Origin of the sequence: Janthinobacterium sp. LPB2021202312-11-4 (assembly GCF_037049705.1) — a bacterium.
Lineage (GTDB): Bacteria > Pseudomonadota > Gammaproteobacteria > Pseudomonadales > Pseudomonadaceae > Aquipseudomonas.
Genome location: NZ_JBAGKV010000035.1, coordinates 40,715 through 59,388, shown reverse-complemented (window position 1 = coordinate 59,388; position 18,674 = coordinate 40,715). Strand labels below are relative to the sequence as shown.

Here is an 18,674-nt window from a genome sequence, read left to right as displayed (position 1 = left end):
CTAGCGGACTGGTCAGATCGTTATTAAATAGCTCGCCCAAGGCTCGAATCGACTCACGGCTCGGTAATTTTTTTTCGTTACTTTTCTGCTGCTCCTTCAGCGTACCCGAGTCCTTGTATCGCAGCGGCGAAGTCCATCGAAATGGCTTTGCGAGTAATCCTTTATCCCTCATCAACACGACTATCTGTTCGAGAAGTTTGCTCCTGTTATACGCACTATTTCCATCAGGATACTCGGCCTTCAGGTGTTCACAAGCTCTGTTGCAGATAGCAGCCGAAACTCTTGTCACGTCGTTTGTTCCAGTTACCTCGACCAGCGCAACCTCAAGAATCCTCGCGCCGGATAGTATGTCCTTAGCCGATTTCTTTCCTCGAAATACGCTGTGATACACAATTAGCGCTTTGGCGAAATCCATGAATGGCGGTTGCATAAATTTTTTGCCTTTCGCATTCGAATTTCTCGGTGATCCATGTGCAGTGAAGGCGCAGCTGCTAATTCCCGAATTATGCCATGAGTCCATATCCCATCGAATCCCAGCATGGATCCGTTGATTAGGAACGCCCTTGGGCAAAGTGGCTTGCGCCCACGTGATAAAGGCATCCAACTGTGCGGCGGCTTTAAGGTGACTAAGGGGTTTAAAATCGATGATATTGCTCATATGTCACTTCCATCTGCCGTGCGTGATTCTCGCAGCGCTTTGCAATCAAGAATTACCTTGCGACATGCTAGAATTGCACGGTCCCATAGCACTCCCGTTGTTTTATCGTTGGCAATGGTTTGCGCACGGCGGCGTTCAAGCCGAGCAAGTGCGGCGCTATGATCCGCGTCAACGAGTGGCTGAAACTTAATGCAGCCATAACACGTAAATGGAGCATCCAGATAGCAGGCTTGATCGGCACCGCAGACAGCAAGGTCCTCAATCAGGCGGTCCACACGATCCCCATTTTTGGCAGAAGTACGATCTGTCACAATCAAGCCCGTAAACGCTCCCACGACTAGTGCCAGATGATCACTCATCTTTTCGTCAATCAGCTTCATTAACTCAGCTGATACCGCTCTGTATTTACGGACGGTGCGTGTGCCGGAATGCATTAGTGCGCTAGCGATTGACCACTCATCCAGCCCAGCGTTCGAGAGATCGGTGCCGAGCGTATGCCTGAAGCGATGGCCTTTAGAGATTTTCAGAGGCTGATGTGTACGCGGCGAGATAGGAAACCCAAGCATACTCTCCATTTGCCACAACCAAGATCTTATCACTCCACCGGCGATATGAAACTTCGCCTGCGGGCCCTGCTCCAACGCGTTTTGATCAGGAAGATCAATTAACACGGGAACTGGTTTAATCTCCCTTATTTCATTGTCTAGTTTACGACGAAAGAGTGGTACGTTCCCAATCGCTTTACACCAATTGGCTCGATCAGGATATTCCCGCTCAAGTTTAGCTTGAATAATGGCCTTATAGGCCTGCACGGTGTTGTAAAGATCTTCATCTAAATTGAAGCTCTCGGACGTTGCTCGCCATCCCGAATCATCGCCTTTCTGCTTCGCCCAAAACATTCGAATAAGATAGCCCCGATCGGTTTTGATAAAATCATCAAAGACCATCATGCGTAGTTGTGAACCACGCTGTCCGTAGATCATCGCCAGGCGCAAATAGAGATAGCGCTCAGGGTCTAAATTGCCGTGACAGAACTGTTCATGCACCCACTGGTGCAGGGCGTCCTGCTCCACCTGCGTGAACGGCCCCTGTTCAGGATCTAGGCGCAAGATGACATCGTTTCGCGGCCGCTTCTTTTTGGGTATCGCGTTATAAGCTTCAATCAAGGCTTTCGAAGGTCGCTGTTCAAGCGATTCGCACGCTTGCCAAAATCCCATGAAGCCGACAAGCGCGGAAAATTCTCCCATATTAAAACGCTCGCGCAAATCAATCAGGTGATTCTCATTGAGGGGATCTAGCCCCACCTGCGCAGCGCGCGACAGAATTGAAGCAGCTAGGCCAATAGTTCCCTGTGAAACCTCTGCCATGCGATAGGCCAAAGCGGCGTGTAACCAGCGTTGCCAATCGAATGGAACGCAACGGATTGCGGCTTGCCAATTGATCGCATTACGGGATGACCTATCAGGCCACCACATCGGTTCAGAGGGAGTGAAAAGCAGGCCGCATTTGGCAAGGCGAGGTGTAATCAGCCATGCATCAAAAGAGTCCTGCGTGGGTACTTCAAGTGCTGAAGCTGCGACATTCACTCTGCGTGTCTCCTGCGAACTTCAGCCTCGACACTCTCTCTGATAGCCTTGAATTTATCCGAGCGTGTTTTCATCGCCTTATTTGCTTCTTCCTTCCAGAATTTCGCCCCGTAGAGGCTCGGCATATTGGATTGAGGACTCCATCCAAAAGCATAGGTGAGGATTTTTTGAGCCTTTGTTGTGCGATCCTCTGGGGTAAGTGTTTCCAACTCCTCTCGCATGCTTTCTAGCAGCGTGTAGACTGCATCATGACGCAACACATGAGGGTGAATATGCGCCAGTTCGGGCACTACTTTGCCAACCCGAGGCAGGATGCCATCAAGGGCTTTAACGCTCAGCGGCCTACCATCATTGCGTCGATGAGACACCAGTAGAAAAGGATGTTTTTTTGCCTCAGACGGCCCCTTCCTAAAGACACGGTAGGTGTCGATATATTTCTTGAGTGCGAAGATAAGGTCGTCACCCATTTCCAGCATTCGTTCGTGGGTTTTGAATTGCGGAGCCAGCGTGCGCGGGTCGATCACCTCACTCTCAAGATTGACGACTGAGAGTTCCCGGCTATGCCACCGAATATCGCCGAGCTTAATCAGAAGCATTTCGGAGCGGCGTAGCCCCAGATCAAGGCCCAAGAGCAAAATAATGTAATTACGCAGCTTCAGTACTTCATTTGCGAAGGGGTTCTCAGCACTCTCAGGATGCATGATCTCTAACAGACGATCTCGCTCCTGGCTGGTCAGACCTTTCATGTCATCATTTCTGACTTTCTTCCAGGCAGGCTTGGCCGCCTTTATCTTGCGATTGAGGCGCCGCTCGACCTCATCAAGGGCTGCATCTCGCGTCGTCTCGTCACCCAGCTTTTCGTACAGGAATTTGAGGTAGTCGCGCACGGCTTCAAGTCGCTGCTGCGCATGGACTATACCCACTGTCTTGTAGGCCGCAGGAGCCAGACGTATACCTGTATACTTTTTGTCCAAAGTGGACTTATATAATGCCGCGTCCGCGACAAATCGTGAAATCTCACTATCAGTTAAGTAGCGCGACGTTGGCCGCTCCTCTAGGCGGGCGATCAGGTCAATCGACTCATGCTTCAGAAAGTCCTCAACGACCCCGATGTGCTCCAAATATTTGTGCTGTGTGTTTAAAGCCCGGCCCGACTGCTCTAAAGTCACATAAAGGTTCGGGTAGTAAGCAGGCATGTGCTCTTGCACCAGCAGCTTTCCTCTAGCACCATTGATCCTTATCGCTACAATCTGATGACTCACGATTCGCCTCCAAAACTTAACTTTTTCAAGTATAGTAACGAATCAAATTAGGCTCCATTAGAAACATTACTTTTTTATTCCGCATCGCGTGCTGAATAAATACAGCAAAGCCCCACAATATCTGAATTATAGGTGTTATTAAAAATGGCAAAAGGTGACAAGCACGGACAAACAGGTTCTTACGTCTTCACCATGCATCGGCTGGGCAAAGTTGTTCCGCCGAAGCGGGAAATCCTGAAAAACATTTCGCTGTCCTTCTTCCCCGGCGCCAAGATCGGCGTACTCGGCCTCAACGGTTCGGGTAAGTCCACGCTGTTGAAAATCATGGCCGGCGTTGACACAGAGTTCGAGGGCGAAGCCCGTCCGATGCCGGACCTGAACATCGGCTACCTGCCGCAGGAGCCGATCCTGGACCCGACCAAGACCGTGCGTGAAGTGGTCGAGGAAGCGGTCAGCGTGATCAAGAACGCCCAGGCGCGCCTGGACGAGGTCTACGCCGCTTACGCGGAAGAAGATGCCGACTTCGACAAACTGGCTGCCGAACAGGCCAAGCTCGAAGCCATCCTGCAAGCCAGCGACGGTCACAACCTGGATCGCCAACTGGAAGTCGCCGCCGATGCGCTGCGTCTGCCGGCGTGGGATGCCAAGGTCGAATTCCTGTCCGGTGGTGAAAAGCGTCGTGTGGCCCTGTGCCGCTTGCTGTTGTCCGCCCCCGACATGCTGCTGCTCGACGAACCGACCAACCACCTGGACGCCGATTCCGTCGCCTGGCTGGAGCACTTCCTGCACGACTTCCCGGGCACCGTGGTCGCGATCACGCACGACCGGTACTTCCTGGACAACGTTGCAGGCTGGATTCTCGAACTCGACCGCGGCGCCGGTATCCCGTACGAGGGCAACTATTCGGGCTGGCTTGAAGCCAAGTCCAATCGTCTGGCGGCTGAATCCAAGCAGCAGTCGGCCCACGAAAAAGCCATGAAGGAAGAACTGGAGTGGGTGCGCCAAGGCGCCAAGGCCCGCCAGTCCAAATCCAAGGCTCGTCTGCAACGCTTTGAAGAAATGCAATCCCAGGAATTCCAGAAGCGCAGCGAAACCAACGAGATCTACATCCCGGCCGGTCCGCGCCTGGGTGACAAGGTCATCGAATTCAAGAACGTCACCAAGGGCTACGGCGATCGCGTGTTGATCGACAACCTGTCGTTCTCCATGCCTAAAGGCGCCATCGTTGGCGTGATCGGCGGTAACGGTGCGGGTAAATCCACGCTGTTCCGCATGCTGATGGGCAAGGAACAACCGGATTCGGGCAGCATCGAAGTCGGCGAAACCGTGCAACTGGCCTGCGTCGATCAGAGTCGCGAAGACCTGGACGGCAGCAAGACTGTGTTCCAGCAAATCTCCGATGGTTCCGATCAGATCCGCATCGGCAACTACGAGATTCCGTCGCGCACCTACGTCGGTCGCTTCAACTTCAAGGGCGGCGATCAGCAGAAGTTCGTCAAGGACCTGTCCGGTGGTGAGCGCGGTCGCTTGCACCTGGCCCTGACCCTGAAAGAGGGCGGCAACGTCCTGCTGCTCGACGAACCGTCCAACGACCTCGACGTTGAAACCCTGCGTTCCCTGGAAGAAGCCCTGCTGGACTTCCCGGGCGCCGCCATTGTGATCTCTCACGATCGGTGGTTCCTTGACCGCGTCGCGACGCACATCCTGGCGTACGAAGACGACTCGCAAGCGATCTTCTTTGAAGGTAACTACACCGAGTACGAAGCGGATCGTAAAAAGCGTCTCGGCGAAGCGGCTGCCCAGCCGCACCGTGTACGGCACAAGAAACTGGCCTGATATCGGGTTGGCTGCATGAAAAAGCGGAGCCTTCAGGGGCTCCGTTTTTTTATGGGGATTATTCAGGTAAATCGCGGGGCGGCCTTCGCGGGCAAGCCTCGCTCCTACAGGGCCGATGTCGTTCGGCACACGAAAAAACTGTAGGAGCGAGGCTTGCCCGCGAAGGCGTCCTGAAAATCACCCGATATCTATGTTCAAAACCTCAATCACCCAATCCCCCGCCGGCCGCTTCCACAACACCTCATCCCCAACCTGCGCGCCGAGCAACGCCCGTCCCAACGGCGATCCCCAATTAATCAACCCGTTCGCAGCGTCCGCCTGATCCTCACCCACCAATTGCACACGCTGTTCATGGCCCTGTTCATCGGCAAACGTCACCCACGCGCCAATCTGTACCTTGTCGGTCGAGGACGCGGGGCTGACCACCTGGGCGCTTTGCAGCCGTTGATTGAAATACCGCCAGTCCCGCTCAAGATCAGCCTGTCGCTGCTTGTCGGCCAGGTCGCCCTTCGCGCTCTGTTCATTGAGCAGGCTTTGCACCTCGGCGAGCTTCGCTTGAAGCTGCGCAAGGCCTGCCGGGGTGACGTAATTGGGCTGCGCACTGACTTGCCGTTCCACTGGCGTGTCGGCTTGGCTGGCGGCGTTATCTTCATTGACGAAAGCGCGACTCATGGTTTTCTCCCGTTATAGGGTTTGGGCCATGGTTGCAGGGATTTAGTTTCGAGGAATGTCTGGCAGCGACCTATTGCGAGCGAAACGCTCGGGCGGCGTCCTGGTCTTTCTGCTGCTGCCAGGCACGTTCGCGTTCATCCCAATGGTGACTGCGGTAGTCCTCGCGATCCTGGTTTTCCAGCATCGCCTGGCACTGGCGGAAACCGTCGCCCCAGCCTTCGGCGTATTGTTTGTCCTTGAGATAGCGCGGCACGTTTTTACGAAATTCCCCGGTCATCGCCCCGGCCGCCTGACGGCCACTGACGCAACCGTCATCAAAACCATCGGCGAAGGCCGGCGGGTAACCCTTGGCGATCAGGTCTTCGTGGGTCGACTGGCAACCCGCGCACAACAACAGCAATCCCACCACACCCGCGTAACGCCACATTTCAGACTCCCGACCGTTTGACGGCCTATACCTCGAAGTCTAGAAGTGGATTCGTCAGCGGGATGTGAAAGAAAGATCAAAAGATCGCAGCCTTCGGCAGCTCCTACATTGACCGCGCGCACCCGTAGGAGCTGCCGAAGGCTGCGATCTTTCGATCTAGTAGTGATACCACTTCACCTCAAGCATCACTTCGTTCTCAGGCGAGGCGAGGTGGCTGAACTCCCGTTGGGCGCTCAGGCGCAGGCCCAGGTTGCGCGACAATTCCCACTGTTGATTCAGGCTCAGGCTACGGCGCACTTCGCCATTGGTAAAGAAATCGCCCTTGGTCTCCAGGCTGAAATTGCCTAACGGGTTTTTCCACAGCACGCCGCTGTTGAAACCGGCCGCCGGGGCGACGAACCCGGCGAAGTCGTTGTTGTGTTCGATGCGCACGGTGCCCAGGGCAAAACCGAGCACGTCTTCCCCCAGTTTCCAGGTGCCACCCGCGCCACCGTTGACATGGCTGACCAGAGTTTCGTCGTCATGCTTGCCCGGCACTCGCTCCAGGCCCCCGGTGACTTGCCAGGACAGCGGTTGCAGCAGCTCATTGCGCGGGGTCAGGGAGCGGATGGTCGCCAGGTCCAGTTGCTGCAGTTGCCAGTGATTGCCTTCGTACTGGCGCAGTTTCATTTGAAGGATTTCAATCTGCGCGCCCAGCGGGAAGCTCTCGGCGTTGTCATTGAGGTCGTGATAGGCCATGCGCAAGCCATACTCGCCGAACGACTTGTCGCCACGGGTGCCGAGGCCGGCCTGCCAGGTGCGGGATTCGTGGCCGTCCTCGGGCAAGCCGGGGCGCGGGATGTCCAGTTCCGGCGGCGGGTTCTGGTTGATCGCCCGCAGCAGTTCGAAACTGCGCTGGGCGCGTTCAGGGTCACGTTCCTGGCCGTTGGCGCGGTAGCGCTCCAAGCGGTAAGCCGCATCGACGATCAGCGCTTGCCGGTCGCGCGGTTGGGCCTTGAACGCAGGCGCCTGCAATTGTTTCTGATCGGCGCTGACTTTCAGCACCCATTGCTGTTCTTCAGGATTCAACGGCGCGGCGCGACTCAGCAGTTCACGTTCGCGGGACGGACGATATTGGATCGATTCCACCAACCCGGCCTCTTTCACCGCTTTGACGGTATCGGTCGGGATCGCCGTGAGCGGGAACTGCTCGGTCAAGCGCAGGCTTGGCCGCGCCACTTGCAGCAGTTCCAGCAAGCGATAAGAGCAGTTTTCATCGAAGAAGAAATAGTCGAACTGAATCTGCTTGAGCTCCCAGACGTGCTCGACCATGCGCTCGGTTTCTTGCTGGGTCAGGTTCAGCCGGTATTCCCACAGGTCACGGTTTTCGAGGCTGCGGTATTCCGAGAGTTTTTCCTGGTATGGCACCAGCGCAAACAACCCTGGATAGCCGCCCATCAAGCCTTTCCAGGCGTAGAGGATGCTGTTGTCCGAGCCTTCGATGTACGCGCCGAAGTTGATCGCGTAACTGAGCAGCGCGGTGTTATCGCTTTGCACATTGGCCTGGTCGATGCGCAGCAAGGTGTGGCCGAACATCGACGACGGACTGTTCAGGTACGCCGCCGGGAAAATCATCACCGCGCTGTGGGGCGCGACGTCCTTGAACCATTGCGTGAACTCGGCGCAGTCCAGCTTCGGCAGGTCGGTCAGGTTGAGTTGTGCCTTGAGCCAGCGCGTGCGGGCCGGGTAGACGCACTGGGCGTGTTTTTCGCCGGCGCTGACCGAGGCATACAACGCCTGGACCGTCGCTGCCAATTCATGGTCGGGGTGTTCATTGCCGTCGGGGGCGAGGAAGAATTTCTTGTCGCTCACATAGCTGCGCCAGCCGCCGAGCTTGGCGGTTTCGTAGTGGCCCAGGGAAATCCAGAAAGGGTCGTTGGCCAGTTGCTGCAAACGTTGATCGTCAATGTGTGGCGCGGCGGACAGGGGGGCGCAGACACACAGCGCCAGCCAGGCAAGGCGTTTGAGCATAGTGGGCAACTTAAGTCGGAAGAAACAAAGACCCAAAGAGGCGGATGCCATTGACCCGTGGGACCCGTGGGACCCGTAGGAGCTGTCGAGTGAAACGAGGCTGCGATCTTTTGATCTTTCACTTGAGACTCAAGTGAGCCGGTAAAGATCGCAGCCTCGTTTCACTCGACAGCTCCTACAGCTCCTACGGCTCCTACAGCTGATTGGCATTACCCGGAGAGGGCAGGTCCAAAAAACAAAAGCCGCTCCCCGGAAGGAGCGGTTGGGTCGAGCTTAAGCTTGGGTCGCGTACTTGGCCAGACGAGGATCGCTCTTCAGGACGGCCAGGGTGTTGGTATGCACGTCGTCAGCGGTCACGTCAGCCTTGCTGAAGATCTGCTGGAAGTGCTCGTGCGTCACGGCGGCGAAGTGCGCGCGATCTTCCGGCGCCACGCCCAGTACCACGGCATAGGTCGTCAGCGCTTCGCCGTTACCTTTGGCCATGTCTTCGGACAGCTCGTTCATCATGCCATTCATGGCAATCCAGGATTTGCCGCCATAGGTCAGCGCAGCATTGGTCGAGCAACCGTTGGTGCCGGACGTCATGCCGAATGTTGCGTTGCCGGAGGTGCCGTTGGTGGTGGATGCCAGGAAGTGAGCCGGGGTGCCACGCTGCCCTTCGAACAGCATGTTGCCCCAACCACAATCCGGGCCGCCTGGCGCCTGAGCCATGGCGTTGAGGGATACGACGGTGAAGAGAGTACCGAGAAGAATCCGTTTCATAGCTGTGTTCTCTTTGTGTGCATACCAATGGACAAGGGGGTCTGGCGTCATCTCGACGTCAGTGGACCGGTTATTAGTTCCAGTCGCGCAGTTTGGAGTTTAGGCACGTTCCAAGGGTTCCGTGATTTTTTGCAAAACATTCCCTGCAAACATTGATTTGCGCCTGGCCCGCCTGGAGATGGCGACTTGTCTATGCTTTGGCTTGAGGCGCGCCTTGCCAGTCGGGTATGGGCAGCGCCAGAATGCCGCTATCTGCCCCGCCTGATGTAAGGAAGCCCGATGCCTGATCCTGTTGCTGCCAGCTTGCGTCTAGCGCCCGAAGCGCTGACCCGTCCGTTTTCCGCTGAACAGTTCAGCTTCTCTACCACCAATGATCTGGAGCCCTTCCGCGGTGTGCTTGGCCAGGAACGTGCTGTTGAAGCCCTGCAATTCGGTGTGGCCATGCCGCGCCCCGGTTACAACGTTTTCGTCATGGGTGAGCCCGGCACTGGCCGGTTCTCGTTCGTCAAACGCTACCTGAAAGCCGAAGGCAAACGCCTGCAGACCCCGGCGGACTGGGTCTACGTCAATAATTTCGATGAGCCTCGCGAACCCCGCGCCCTGGAGTTGCCATCGGGCACCGCCGGTGCGTTTATCGGTGACATCAACGGTTTGATCGACAACCTGCTGGCGACTTTCCCGGCGGTGTTCGAGCACCCGTCCTACCAGCAAAAGAAAAGCGCCATCGACCGCGCGTTCAATCAGCGCTACGACAAGGCCCTGGACATCATCGAGCGCCTGGCGCTGGAGAAAGAAGTCGCGCTGTACCGCGACGCCAGCAACATCGCCTTCACCCCGATGAGCGAAGGCAAGGCCCTGGACGAAGCCGAGTTCGCGCAGTTGCCGGAAGCCGAGCGTGAGCGTTTTCACGAAGATATTTCCGGTCTGGAAGAGCGGCTGAACGAAGAACTCGCCAGCCTGCCGCAATGGAAACGCGAGTCGAGCAACTTACTGCGCCAGCTCAACGAAGAAACCATCACCCTGGCCTTGCAACCGTTACTGTCGCCGTTGTCGGAGAAATACGCCGAGAACGCCGCGGTGTGCGGTTACCTGCAAGCGATGCAGGTTTACCTGCTGAAAACCGTGGTCGAGCAATTGGTCGACGACAGCAAGGTCGATGCCGTTGCGCGCAAGATGCTCGAAGAACAATACGCGCCGAGCCTGGTGGTCGGTCATTCGGCCAGTGGTGGTGCGCCGGTGGTGTTCGAGCCGCACCCGACTTACGAAAACCTGTTTGGCCGCATCGAGTACAGCAGCGATCAGGGGTCGCTCTACACCACTTATCGACAGTTGCGTCCGGGAGCCTTGCACCGCGCCAATGGCGGTTTCCTGATCCTTGAAGCGGAAAAAATGCTCAGCGAGCCGTTCGTGTGGGATGCGCTCAAGCGTGCCCTGCAATCGCGCAAGCTGAAAATGGAATCGCCGCTGGGTGAACTGGGGCGTCTGGCCACCGTGACCCTGACCCCGCAACACATTCCGTTGCAGGTCAAAGTCATCATCATCGGCGCCCGCCAGCTCTACTACACGCTGCAAGACCTTGATCCGGACTTCCAGGAGATGTTCCGCGTCCTGGTGGACTTCGACGAAGACATCCCGATGGTCGACGAGAGTCTGGAGCAGTTCGCCCAGTTGCTCAAAACCCGTACCTCCGAAGAAGGCATGGCGCCGCTGACGGCGGATGCGGTGGCGCGTCTGGCGACCTACAGCGCGCGTCTGGCGGAACACCAGGGGCGGTTGTCGGCGCGCATTGGCGATTTGTTTCAACTGGTCAGCGAGGCGGATTTCATTCGTCACCTGGCCGGCGACGAGATGACCGACGCCGGGCACATCGAGCGCGCGCTGAAAGCCAAAGCGACTCGCACCGGGCGCGTGTCGGCACGGATTCTCGACGACATGCTCGCCGGGATCATCCTGATCGACACCGATGGCGCGGCCGTCGGCAAATGCAACGGGCTGACGGTGCTGGAGGTCGGCGACTCGGCGTTCGGTGTGCCGGCGCGGATTTCCGCCACGGTGTATCCGGGTGGCAGCGGCATTGTCGACATCGAGCGGGAGGTCAACCTCGGCCAGCCGATTCACTCCAAAGGCGTGATGATCCTGACCGGGTATCTGGGCAGCCGTTACGCCCAGGAATTCCCGCTGGCGATTTCCGCGAGCATCGCGCTGGAGCAATCCTACGGCTACGTCGATGGCGACAGTGCGTCGCTGGGCGAGGCCTGCACGCTGATTTCGGCGTTGTCGAAAACTCCGCTCAAGCAGTGCTTTGCGATCACCGGTTCCATCAACCAGTTCGGTGAAGTGCAGGCGGTGGGCGGGGTCAACGAGAAGATCGAAGGCTTCTTCCGCCTCTGCGAAGCCCGTGGGCTGACCGGTGAGCAAGGGGCGATCATTCCGCAGGCCAACGTGGCGACGCTGATGCTCGACGAGAAAGTGCTGTCGGCGGTACGGGCGGGGCAGTTCCATGTCTACGCCGTGCGTCAGGCTGACGAGGCCCTGAGCCTGTTGGTGGGCGAGCCTGCCGGTGCGCCGGATGCCGATGGTCAGTTCCCGGAAGGCAGTGTCAACGCGCGGGTCGTGGAACGCTTGCGAGTGATCGCGGAAATGATCAGCGAAGAAGACCTCAAGGAAGCCGAGAAAGAAATCGCACTGGAGGCATTGGCCGAAACCAAACCAGCCTGAACGATCTGGACGTAGATCCCCTGTAGGAGCGAGGCTTGCCCGCGAATGCGATCTATCAGCCGACATTAATGTTGGCTGGTACACCGCCTTCGCGGGCAAGCCTCGCTCCTACAGGGTTTTTTATGCATTGGCGAAATCGACAATGAGGTTAGAAAGTGCCATCACTCTGGCGTCAATATTCACACAATGACCGCTCGGCGCCTTCTGGTCTCGCTTTGCTTGCTGCGCGAACTTTTCTTCTATTCTCAGCTCAAGGATAAGGACAGCAATCACTGGATCGAAACAGCCTTCTCATGGGGGCTGAATACCGGATCTACCGAGGGTCGCCGCCATGTCGCGCAACCTCTGCCTCACCCGTCAATGCCTGGGTCTTGTGACCCGTATCGAGTGCGCCATCCGCCCATTGGCGGGAGATACGGGGATGTGGACCTTACTCTTCGCCGCCGGAATGGCCGGCGAACAACCTTCGGCCATCAAGGCTCAAGGCCCGTTCCATGGCCCGTTCGTGGCCGAATCAATCCTCGACACCATTGTTGAAAGCCTGACGCTGCACGGCTATGAGCTGGCCGACGACCCGCAAATCTGGTGCCTGCACCTGCAAGCCCAGTTGCGGGAAATCAATGGTGGTCGTTGCCGCAGCCTCGGTGGCTTTGAGCATTGAGTGCGGTTATTGGGCAGGGTTGGCCGTCTCGGTCTTGTCCAGTTTGACCTCGAAACCATATTCCACGGTGGCGAGGTCGGTTCGCTGGTAGGTTTCCAGCCGGGTCGGCTGGCCGTAGAAATAATGCACGCCAAACAGCGCGGGGCCTTCTGCGCTCGCGTCATGACTGACCGACAGAATCTCTTTCAGATAGTTGCCGCTGTCGTCCTTGGCGAAAAAACGCCAGTCCTGGGCGGGAAACAGTTTCAGATCCACCACCAGTGCATTGCCTTTGAGCTCCAGGCCCTTGGGCAGTTGGTGGGCGTCGAGGGTTTTCTGTTCGACGGTGGCGAGGAACAGCGGCATTGAGCCGACCGCGAAGGCCGGGGTCTCCGGAAACAGGTTCAAATCGTAAGTGATGGTGCCGCGCAACGGATCGACCTGATAAGCCTCGGGTGGCAACTCGATCGGTTCATCGCGCTTGCCGTTATCGTCTGCGGTGAAGAACGTGACCGGACTGTCGCCAGGGCTGAAGGAGGTGCCGAGTAGTTCGTCATTGAAGGTTCGCAGGTGATCGAACTCAATACGCGCGGCGTTTGGATCATCCACTGACTGATTGATGCTGACGTTCTTCTGCAGTTGCTCCTCGGTCAGCGTCGCGCCTTTGAGCCAGGTCGCAGCCTGATCGTCGTACACCACCACTGGCATGGGCAGTGGCTGAATGGTTTTCTCCGTGGTGTTCGGGTCAAAGCTGAGTACCGGCAGTTGCAAATCCCTGTGGGTGACCGTGGCATCCGAAAAGTCGAGAACGCTGACCTCAAGTGTGTCGACGGTGCCGTTGAAGTAGACCCGGGTGTAATGGCGGGTCTGCTGTTGCTCAAAGGCCTGCTGCTCGTCCTTGAGTTGTTTTTCGAACGCATCGCTCCAGGCTGTTTGCGCCTGCATTTCTCCCAACTGTTTTTCGTAGAACGCGATTTGCGCGGCGCTTTCGTTGATCGAGCCTGAGCGCGACAGAAAGCCTGCCGTCGTGTCCTTGGCCTGGACGATCAGCGGGTTGAGCGGGGTTTCGCTGACTTCCGGGATCAGCGGCTTCGTATTGCTCACTTCAAGTTCCGCCACGTTTTTGTCCAGACTGAGCAACGTCACGCTGACGTTGTCGTCGACGCGGGCCTTGCCCACATCCTTTTTTGTCAGCGCCACGGTGAAAATCCGGTGCGGGGCGATCACTTCGGCCTTGCCTTTGAGCATCAGCGGTTGCGGCTGTTTTTTGTTGTCGACTTCCAGGCCTTCGATGAACGGGTAGGTCACCGTCAAGTCGTCCGGATTATCGACGTTGGAACTCGAGGGGCTGAGCTGAATGCCTGGATCGGTTTCCGACCATTCGGACTGAAAAGGGATCACTTTTTTGTTGCTGAGGGTTACGGACTCCCACTCAAGCCCATGGGGGAACGGGAACTGCGCGGGCATGGTGAAGCTGAAAGGGAACACCGGTGACAGGTCGGTCAGGTAGTCGGAACTGGAGGTCTTGCGCAGCACAAACAGCCCGTTGAGGTAGGTATCGACCAAGGCCTGAGGGGTTGGATAGTGTTTGAGCAACTGCATGGCATCGTCGCCATACTCGGTTTCTATCGGTTTGGTCTTGAGCTTCAATTCTGCGCGTTCAAGCAGCAGCAACGAGCCGCCGAGGTCTGCCACGGCGTCCTTGAGCTTCTGGTCGGTAATTGCATCCAGGGACTTCTCGAATTGGGCGGTCCTTTCTTCGAGGCTGACGGCTTTTTTTTCATCAGCCGGCGAGCAGCCGTTGATCAACAACATCGCGCCAAACAGGGCACTCGTTAAAGGCAATCGCACATCCATTTCCTGTCTTCCTGTCCGGTATCGCTGAACTGTCATAGGTTTGGACACTAGCAGAAAAACTTTGTCATACACGCGCAGGTGACGGATTTTCCGGCTGTTTCTGGGTGTAACGAGCCGCTGTTATACTCGCGGCCATTTACCAGCCCTTGTGTGAGATTCAATGGAACGCTTTATCGAAAATGCAATGTACGCCTCCCGCTGGTTGCTGGCGCCGATCTACTTCGGTCTGTCTCTGGGCTTGCTCGCGCTGGCGTTGAAGTTTTTCCAGGAAGTCTTCCACGTCATTCCCAACGTCTTCTCGATGGCGGAATCGGACCTGATTCTGGTGCTGCTGTCGCTGATCGACATGGCACTGGTGGGCGGCCTGCTGGTGATGGTGATGATCTCCGGCTACGAGAACTTCGTCTCCGAACTGGACATCGATGAGAGCAAGGAGAAGCTGAACTGGCTGGGGACCATGGATTCGTCTTCGCTGAAGATGAAAGTGGCCGCCTCGATCGTGGCGATTTCGTCGATCCACTTGTTGCGGATTTTCATGGACGCCAAGAACGTCGATCCCGAGCACTTGAAGTGGTACGTGATCATTCACATGACGTTTGTGGTCTCGGCGTTTGCCATGGGTTACCTGGATAAACTCACCAAGCACTGATTACACAAAACCTGTAGGAGCGAGGCTTGCCCGCGAAGGCGGTGTGTCATTCAGCGATGGTGTTGAATGTGACGGCCTCTTCGCGGGCAAGCCTCGCTCCTACAGAGTCAATGTGAAACAGACAAGCGGTGTTGTTTGTGGCTTGTACTTTGATGCGTCGAGGCATATGCCTGTAAGGGTCTTGGTCAGCCACTGTTCGAGGTGCGCTCATGAACCTGCAAGAGTTGAATGCGTATGCCATCGCCGGAAAAGTCGATGAGTTGAACCTGATTTCCCTGGAAGGCGGGATCTACCTGCTGGAAGCGCGGATGCATGGGGCGGCTTACCCATTGAGCGATACCCACGGCCAGATGTTTCATCTGCGTTCGGTCGAACATGCCCGCGAAGTGTTGCACGCGTTCCCCAAATTGCCGTTCAACCTGGTACACACCTCGGTGCATGACGAAATGTGCGGGCTCGGCGCCAGTGCCGAAGAAAGCCTGAAGGTGCCGATTGCCTTCCGTTCAGCCTGGCAAGGCTGACGCTTCTGTTCATCGCCACGGCTGACGGCTCTGATCAATGCCATGGCATCTGTGCTAGTCTGCTCGCCCTTTTGATTCCGGGCGCTCCGGGATGCGCTGTGCACGCACGGCACGTTCCAGGGCTGTCCGCACAGCGGAGCAGTGTCATGTCCGAAGTAAATCTGTCCACCGACGAAACCCGCGTCAGCTACGGCATTGGCCGTCAGTTGGGCGACCAACTGCGCGACAACCCGCCACCGGGCGTTAACCTGGATTCGATCCTCGCTGGCCTGACCGACGCGTTCGCCGGTAAGCCAAGCCGTGTAAGCCAGGAAGACATGTCGGCCAGCTTCAAAGTGATCCGCGAGATCATGCAAGCCGAAGCCGCTGCCAAAGCTGAAGCCGCTGCTGGCGAAGGCCTGGCGTTCCTGGCTGAAAACGCCAAGCGTGACGGCATCACCACCCTGGCTTCCGGCCTGCAATTCGAAGTACTGACCCAAGGTGAAGGCGCCAAGCCGACCCGTGAAGATCAAGTGCGCACCCACTACCACGGCACCCTGATCGACGGCACTGTGTTCGACAGCTCCTACGAGCGTGGCGAGCCAGCAGAGTTCCCGGTTGGCGGCGTGATCGCTGGCTGGACCGAAGCCCTGCAACTGATGAATGCCGGCAGCAAATGGCGTCTGTACGTGCCGAGCGAACTGGCTTACGGCGCCCAAGGCGTTGGCAGCATTCCGCCGCACAGCGTACTGGTGTTCGACGTCGAGCTGCTCGACGTTCTGTAAGACTGTGATCCCATGATCCCTGCGGTCGTGTGATCAACGTGATCCTGTAGGAGCGAAGCTTGCTCGCGAAGGCGGTGTGTCAGTCAACGATGATGTTGAATGTGACGGCCTCTTCGCGGGCAAGCCTCGCTCCTACGGGGTTTGCGGCGTTACTCATATTTCGAGCTTATGGTGCAGTTCACTGGTCGGGCGCAATGCCCGGGCATAGCAGAACAGAAACAGATTACGCACCAGTTCCTTAAGCACCACCGGCTCGCTGGAACTCAAGCCGCTGACGTCCAGATCACCCTGATCCTGCAACTCGCTTAAGGCTTCTTCTTCAAGCACCGCACAGACTTCCCCGGTTTCCCGATGCAGGATTCTGAGGTAAGGGTGTGGGCGGTCCAGCCAGGCATCGATCAAATAAGTCATGGGTCTCATCTCCATTGATGGGTTTCAATGAGAATAATTCTTATTCATCAAATAGCAAGGACCTATTGGCGGTTTGTGGTTTTTTCAGGGTAAAGGTTGCGTAAGGTCAAAACGGCTGGCGTCTGGCTACTGCGCGGGATTGCTGGGCGAAGCGGGGGAGGGCGAAGCACCATCCCACGCCGGGCGCGGGATGGAAGACAGCAACTTCAGACTTTTCTGACGAACTCGGATTTGAGTTTCATCGGGCCGATGCCGTCGATCTTGCAGTCGATGTCGTGATCACCGTCGCACAGGCGAATATTCTTGACCTTGGTGCCGACCTTGACCACCAGGGACGTGCCCTTGACCTTGAGGTCCTTGATCACGGTGATGGTGTCGCCGTCCTGCAGGACGTTGCCTACCGAATCTTTTTTCACGGTGTCATCGGACGCCGCTTCAGCTTCGCCGCTGGCAGACCACTCGTGGGCGCACTCCGGGCAGATCAACTGTGCGCCGTCTTCGTAGGTGTATTCGGAATTGCATTTCGGGCAGGGTGGCAACGTGCTCACTAGGGCTCCTTGGATTGAGGATCGCTAAAAGTCGCACATTGTATAGGGTTTTGTTGGAGGAGGGAGCTGACAGCAAAAGATCGCAGCCTTCGGCAGCTCCTACAGGGTTTTGAGTGCACCTGTAGGAGCTGCCGAAGGCTGCGATCTTTTGATCTTGCTTTGAATATCAGTGCGTGCGGGCTACCGCAAATTCACTCAACTCAACCAGTGCATCCCGGTATTCACTGGCCGGCAACGCGTCGAGGCATTTGATTGCGCGGGCCACGTAATCGCGGGCCAGTTGTGCGGTGTACTCCAGCGAGCCGGACGCTTCAACGGCACCACGAATGCTTTCGAGGTCTTCGATGCCACCTTTCTGGATCGCCTGGCGTACCAGGGCGGCCTGTTCAGGGGTGCCTTCGCGCATGGTGTAGATCAGCGGCAGGGTCGGCTTGCCTTCGGCCAGATCGTCACCGACGTTCTTGCCCAGGGTTTCCGCGTCGCCCTTGTAGTCCAGCAGGTCGTCGACCAGTTGGAAGGCCACGCCCAGGTGATCGCCAAAGGTGCGCAGCGCTTCACGCTGTTCCGGCGTGGCTTCGCACAGGGCGGCGGCACTGTGGGTCGAGGCCTCGAAGAGCATCGCGGTTTTGCCGCGGATGACTTCCATGTAGGTCTCTTCGGTGGTGCTGGCGTCACGGATCTTCGACAACTGCAGCACTTCGCCTTCGGCAATGATCCGCGTGGCTTGCGAAAGGATCTTCATCACCGGCATGGAGCCCAGTTCGACCATCATTTCGAAGGAGCGCGAATACAGGAAGTCGCCCACCAGCACGCTCGGGGCGTTGCCCCACATGGCGTTGGCGGTCGAGCGGCCACGGCGCATGCCGGACATGTCGACCACGTCGTCATGCAGCAGGGTGGCGGTGTGCAGGAACTCGATAGTGGCGGCCAGCAGGCGCAGGTCATCGCCTTCGCGACCCAGGGCCTTGCCACACAGCAACACTAATAGAGGACGCAGGCGTTTACCGCCCGCCGAGGTGATGTAGTCGCCGATTTTCGATACCAGCGGCACTCGGGAAGTCAGCTGCTTCTTGATGATGCCGTCGACGGCGCTAAAATCGTCCGCCACCGCGCGGTAGAAAGCTTGGGGTTGCATCAGCGACAGTTGCTCCAGAAGGGTTGCGCGGCATGCTAGGACCCACGTCCGGACCTGTCAAGGCGCGATGGACGGCCCCTTGCAACACTCCGGCAGCTTGCGTACAATCGCGCACCCTGAACTTCCTGGGCAGCACCTGCCTTACGCAATTGCAATCAGGCCTTCCAGCCCAATGCAGCCATGCCAGCCAATACCTCTTCTTATAAAGAGCTGGGTGA

Annotated in this window: 17 protein-coding genes; 6 read left to right on the top strand and 11 right to left on the bottom strand. The window is 57.3% G+C overall.

Annotation, left to right across the window (positions count from 1 at the left end; all coding sequences use genetic code 11):
- The 3 genes from V5E99_RS26945 to V5E99_RS26935 all read right to left on the bottom strand — a co-directional run.
- A partial coding sequence (locus V5E99_RS26945) for a hypothetical protein (RefSeq protein WP_499805343.1) occupies positions 1 to 658 on the bottom strand: 658 nt, incomplete at its 3' end.
- Complete coding sequence (locus V5E99_RS26940; RefSeq protein WP_499805341.1) at positions 655 to 2,244, bottom strand: hypothetical protein; 1,590 nt, start codon at positions 2,242 to 2,244, stop codon at positions 655 to 657. The genes V5E99_RS26945 and V5E99_RS26940, both read right to left, overlap by 4 nt.
- On the bottom strand, positions 2,241 to 3,506 hold the full coding sequence (locus V5E99_RS26935; RefSeq protein WP_499805340.1) for a site-specific integrase: 1,266 nt from the start codon (positions 3,504 to 3,506) through the stop codon (positions 2,241 to 2,243). Before V5E99_RS26935 ends, V5E99_RS26940 begins: the two co-directional genes overlap by 4 nt.
- 144 nt (positions 3,507 to 3,650) lie before the next feature.
- Here V5E99_RS26935 and ettA point away from each other — a divergent pair, with 144 nt between their 5' ends.
- On the top strand, positions 3,651 to 5,342 hold the full coding sequence (gene ettA / locus V5E99_RS26930; protein WP_499805339.1) for an energy-dependent translational throttle protein EttA: 1,692 nt from the start codon (positions 3,651 to 3,653) through the stop codon (positions 5,340 to 5,342).
- Positions 5,343 to 5,519: 177 nt separating this feature from the next.
- Here the strand turns inward: ettA and V5E99_RS26925 are convergent, their stop codons facing one another.
- The 4 genes from V5E99_RS26925 to V5E99_RS26910 all read right to left on the bottom strand — a co-directional run bounded on the left by V5E99_RS26925 (position 5,520) and on the right by V5E99_RS26910 (position 9,213).
- A complete protein-coding gene (locus V5E99_RS26925; RefSeq protein ID WP_499805338.1) occupies positions 5,520 to 6,014 on the bottom strand; it encodes a GreA/GreB family elongation factor in 495 nt (164 codons plus the stop codon).
- A gap of 70 nt (positions 6,015 to 6,084) precedes the next feature.
- On the bottom strand, positions 6,085 to 6,441 hold the full coding sequence (locus V5E99_RS26920) for a hypothetical protein (protein WP_499805337.1): 357 nt from the start codon (positions 6,439 to 6,441) through the stop codon (positions 6,085 to 6,087).
- 156 nt (positions 6,442 to 6,597) lie between these two features.
- On the bottom strand, positions 6,598 to 8,451 hold the full coding sequence (locus V5E99_RS26915) for an Lnb N-terminal periplasmic domain-containing protein (protein ID WP_499805336.1): 1,854 nt from the start codon (positions 8,449 to 8,451) through the stop codon (positions 6,598 to 6,600).
- Positions 8,452 to 8,724: 273 nt separating this feature from the next.
- On the bottom strand, positions 8,725 to 9,213 hold the full coding sequence (locus V5E99_RS26910; RefSeq protein WP_054051400.1) for a DUF3015 domain-containing protein: 489 nt from the start codon (positions 9,211 to 9,213) through the stop codon (positions 8,725 to 8,727).
- Positions 9,214 to 9,492: 279 nt separating this feature from the next.
- Between V5E99_RS26910 and V5E99_RS26905 the strand changes: the two genes are divergently transcribed.
- Both V5E99_RS26905 and V5E99_RS26900 read left to right on the top strand, forming a co-directional pair.
- Complete coding sequence (locus tag V5E99_RS26905; protein WP_499805334.1) at positions 9,493 to 11,931, top strand: Lon protease family protein; 2,439 nt, start codon at positions 9,493 to 9,495, stop codon at positions 11,929 to 11,931.
- A 331-nt stretch (positions 11,932 to 12,262) separates the two neighbouring features.
- Positions 12,263 to 12,592 (top strand): PA4575 family protein, encoded by a 330-nt coding sequence (locus V5E99_RS26900; protein WP_499805333.1) that lies wholly within the window; start codon positions 12,263 to 12,265, stop codon positions 12,590 to 12,592.
- A 6-nt stretch (positions 12,593 to 12,598) separates the two neighbouring features.
- On the opposite strand, the gene V5E99_RS26895 is transcribed toward V5E99_RS26900, so the two are convergent.
- The gene (locus V5E99_RS26895; protein WP_499805332.1) at positions 12,599 to 14,428 is read right to left on the bottom strand and encodes a hypothetical protein; all 1,830 of its coding nucleotides are present in this window, start codon (positions 14,426 to 14,428) and stop codon (positions 12,599 to 12,601) included.
- Positions 14,429 to 14,588: 160 nt separating this feature from the next.
- On the opposite strand from V5E99_RS26895, the gene V5E99_RS26890 reads away from it, so the two are divergent.
- From V5E99_RS26890 to bamJ, 3 genes are all read left to right on the top strand, one after another.
- On the top strand, positions 14,589 to 15,077 hold the full coding sequence (locus V5E99_RS26890; protein ID WP_499805331.1) for a TIGR00645 family protein: 489 nt from the start codon (positions 14,589 to 14,591) through the stop codon (positions 15,075 to 15,077).
- A gap of 209 nt (positions 15,078 to 15,286) precedes the next feature.
- A complete protein-coding gene (locus V5E99_RS26885) occupies positions 15,287 to 15,598 on the top strand; it encodes a DUF6482 family protein (protein WP_499805329.1) in 312 nt (103 codons plus the stop codon).
- 146 nt (positions 15,599 to 15,744) lie between these two features.
- Entirely contained in the window at positions 15,745 to 16,362 is a 618-nt protein-coding gene (gene bamJ / locus V5E99_RS26880) for a BamJ family beta-barrel-assembly machinery protein (RefSeq protein ID WP_499805328.1), read from the top strand.
- Positions 16,363 to 16,515: 153 nt separating this feature from the next.
- On the opposite strand, the gene V5E99_RS26875 is transcribed toward bamJ, so the two are convergent.
- From V5E99_RS26875 to V5E99_RS26865, 3 genes are all read right to left on the bottom strand, one after another.
- Positions 16,516 to 16,773 carry a PA4570 family protein gene (locus tag V5E99_RS26875; protein ID WP_499805327.1) on the bottom strand — a complete coding sequence of 86 codons (258 nt, stop codon included), beginning with the start codon at positions 16,771 to 16,773 and terminating at the stop codon, positions 16,516 to 16,518.
- A gap of 206 nt (positions 16,774 to 16,979) precedes the next feature.
- Positions 16,980 to 17,321: a zinc ribbon domain-containing protein YjdM gene (locus tag V5E99_RS26870; protein WP_010467527.1), complete on the bottom strand. Its 342-nt coding sequence runs from the start codon at positions 17,319 to 17,321 to the stop codon at positions 16,980 to 16,982.
- A gap of 166 nt (positions 17,322 to 17,487) precedes the next feature.
- Positions 17,488 to 18,456 carry a polyprenyl synthetase family protein gene (locus V5E99_RS26865; RefSeq protein ID WP_499805326.1) on the bottom strand — a complete coding sequence of 323 codons (969 nt, stop codon included), beginning with the start codon at positions 18,454 to 18,456 and terminating at the stop codon, positions 17,488 to 17,490.
- Positions 18,457 to 18,674 lie beyond the last annotated feature (218 nt).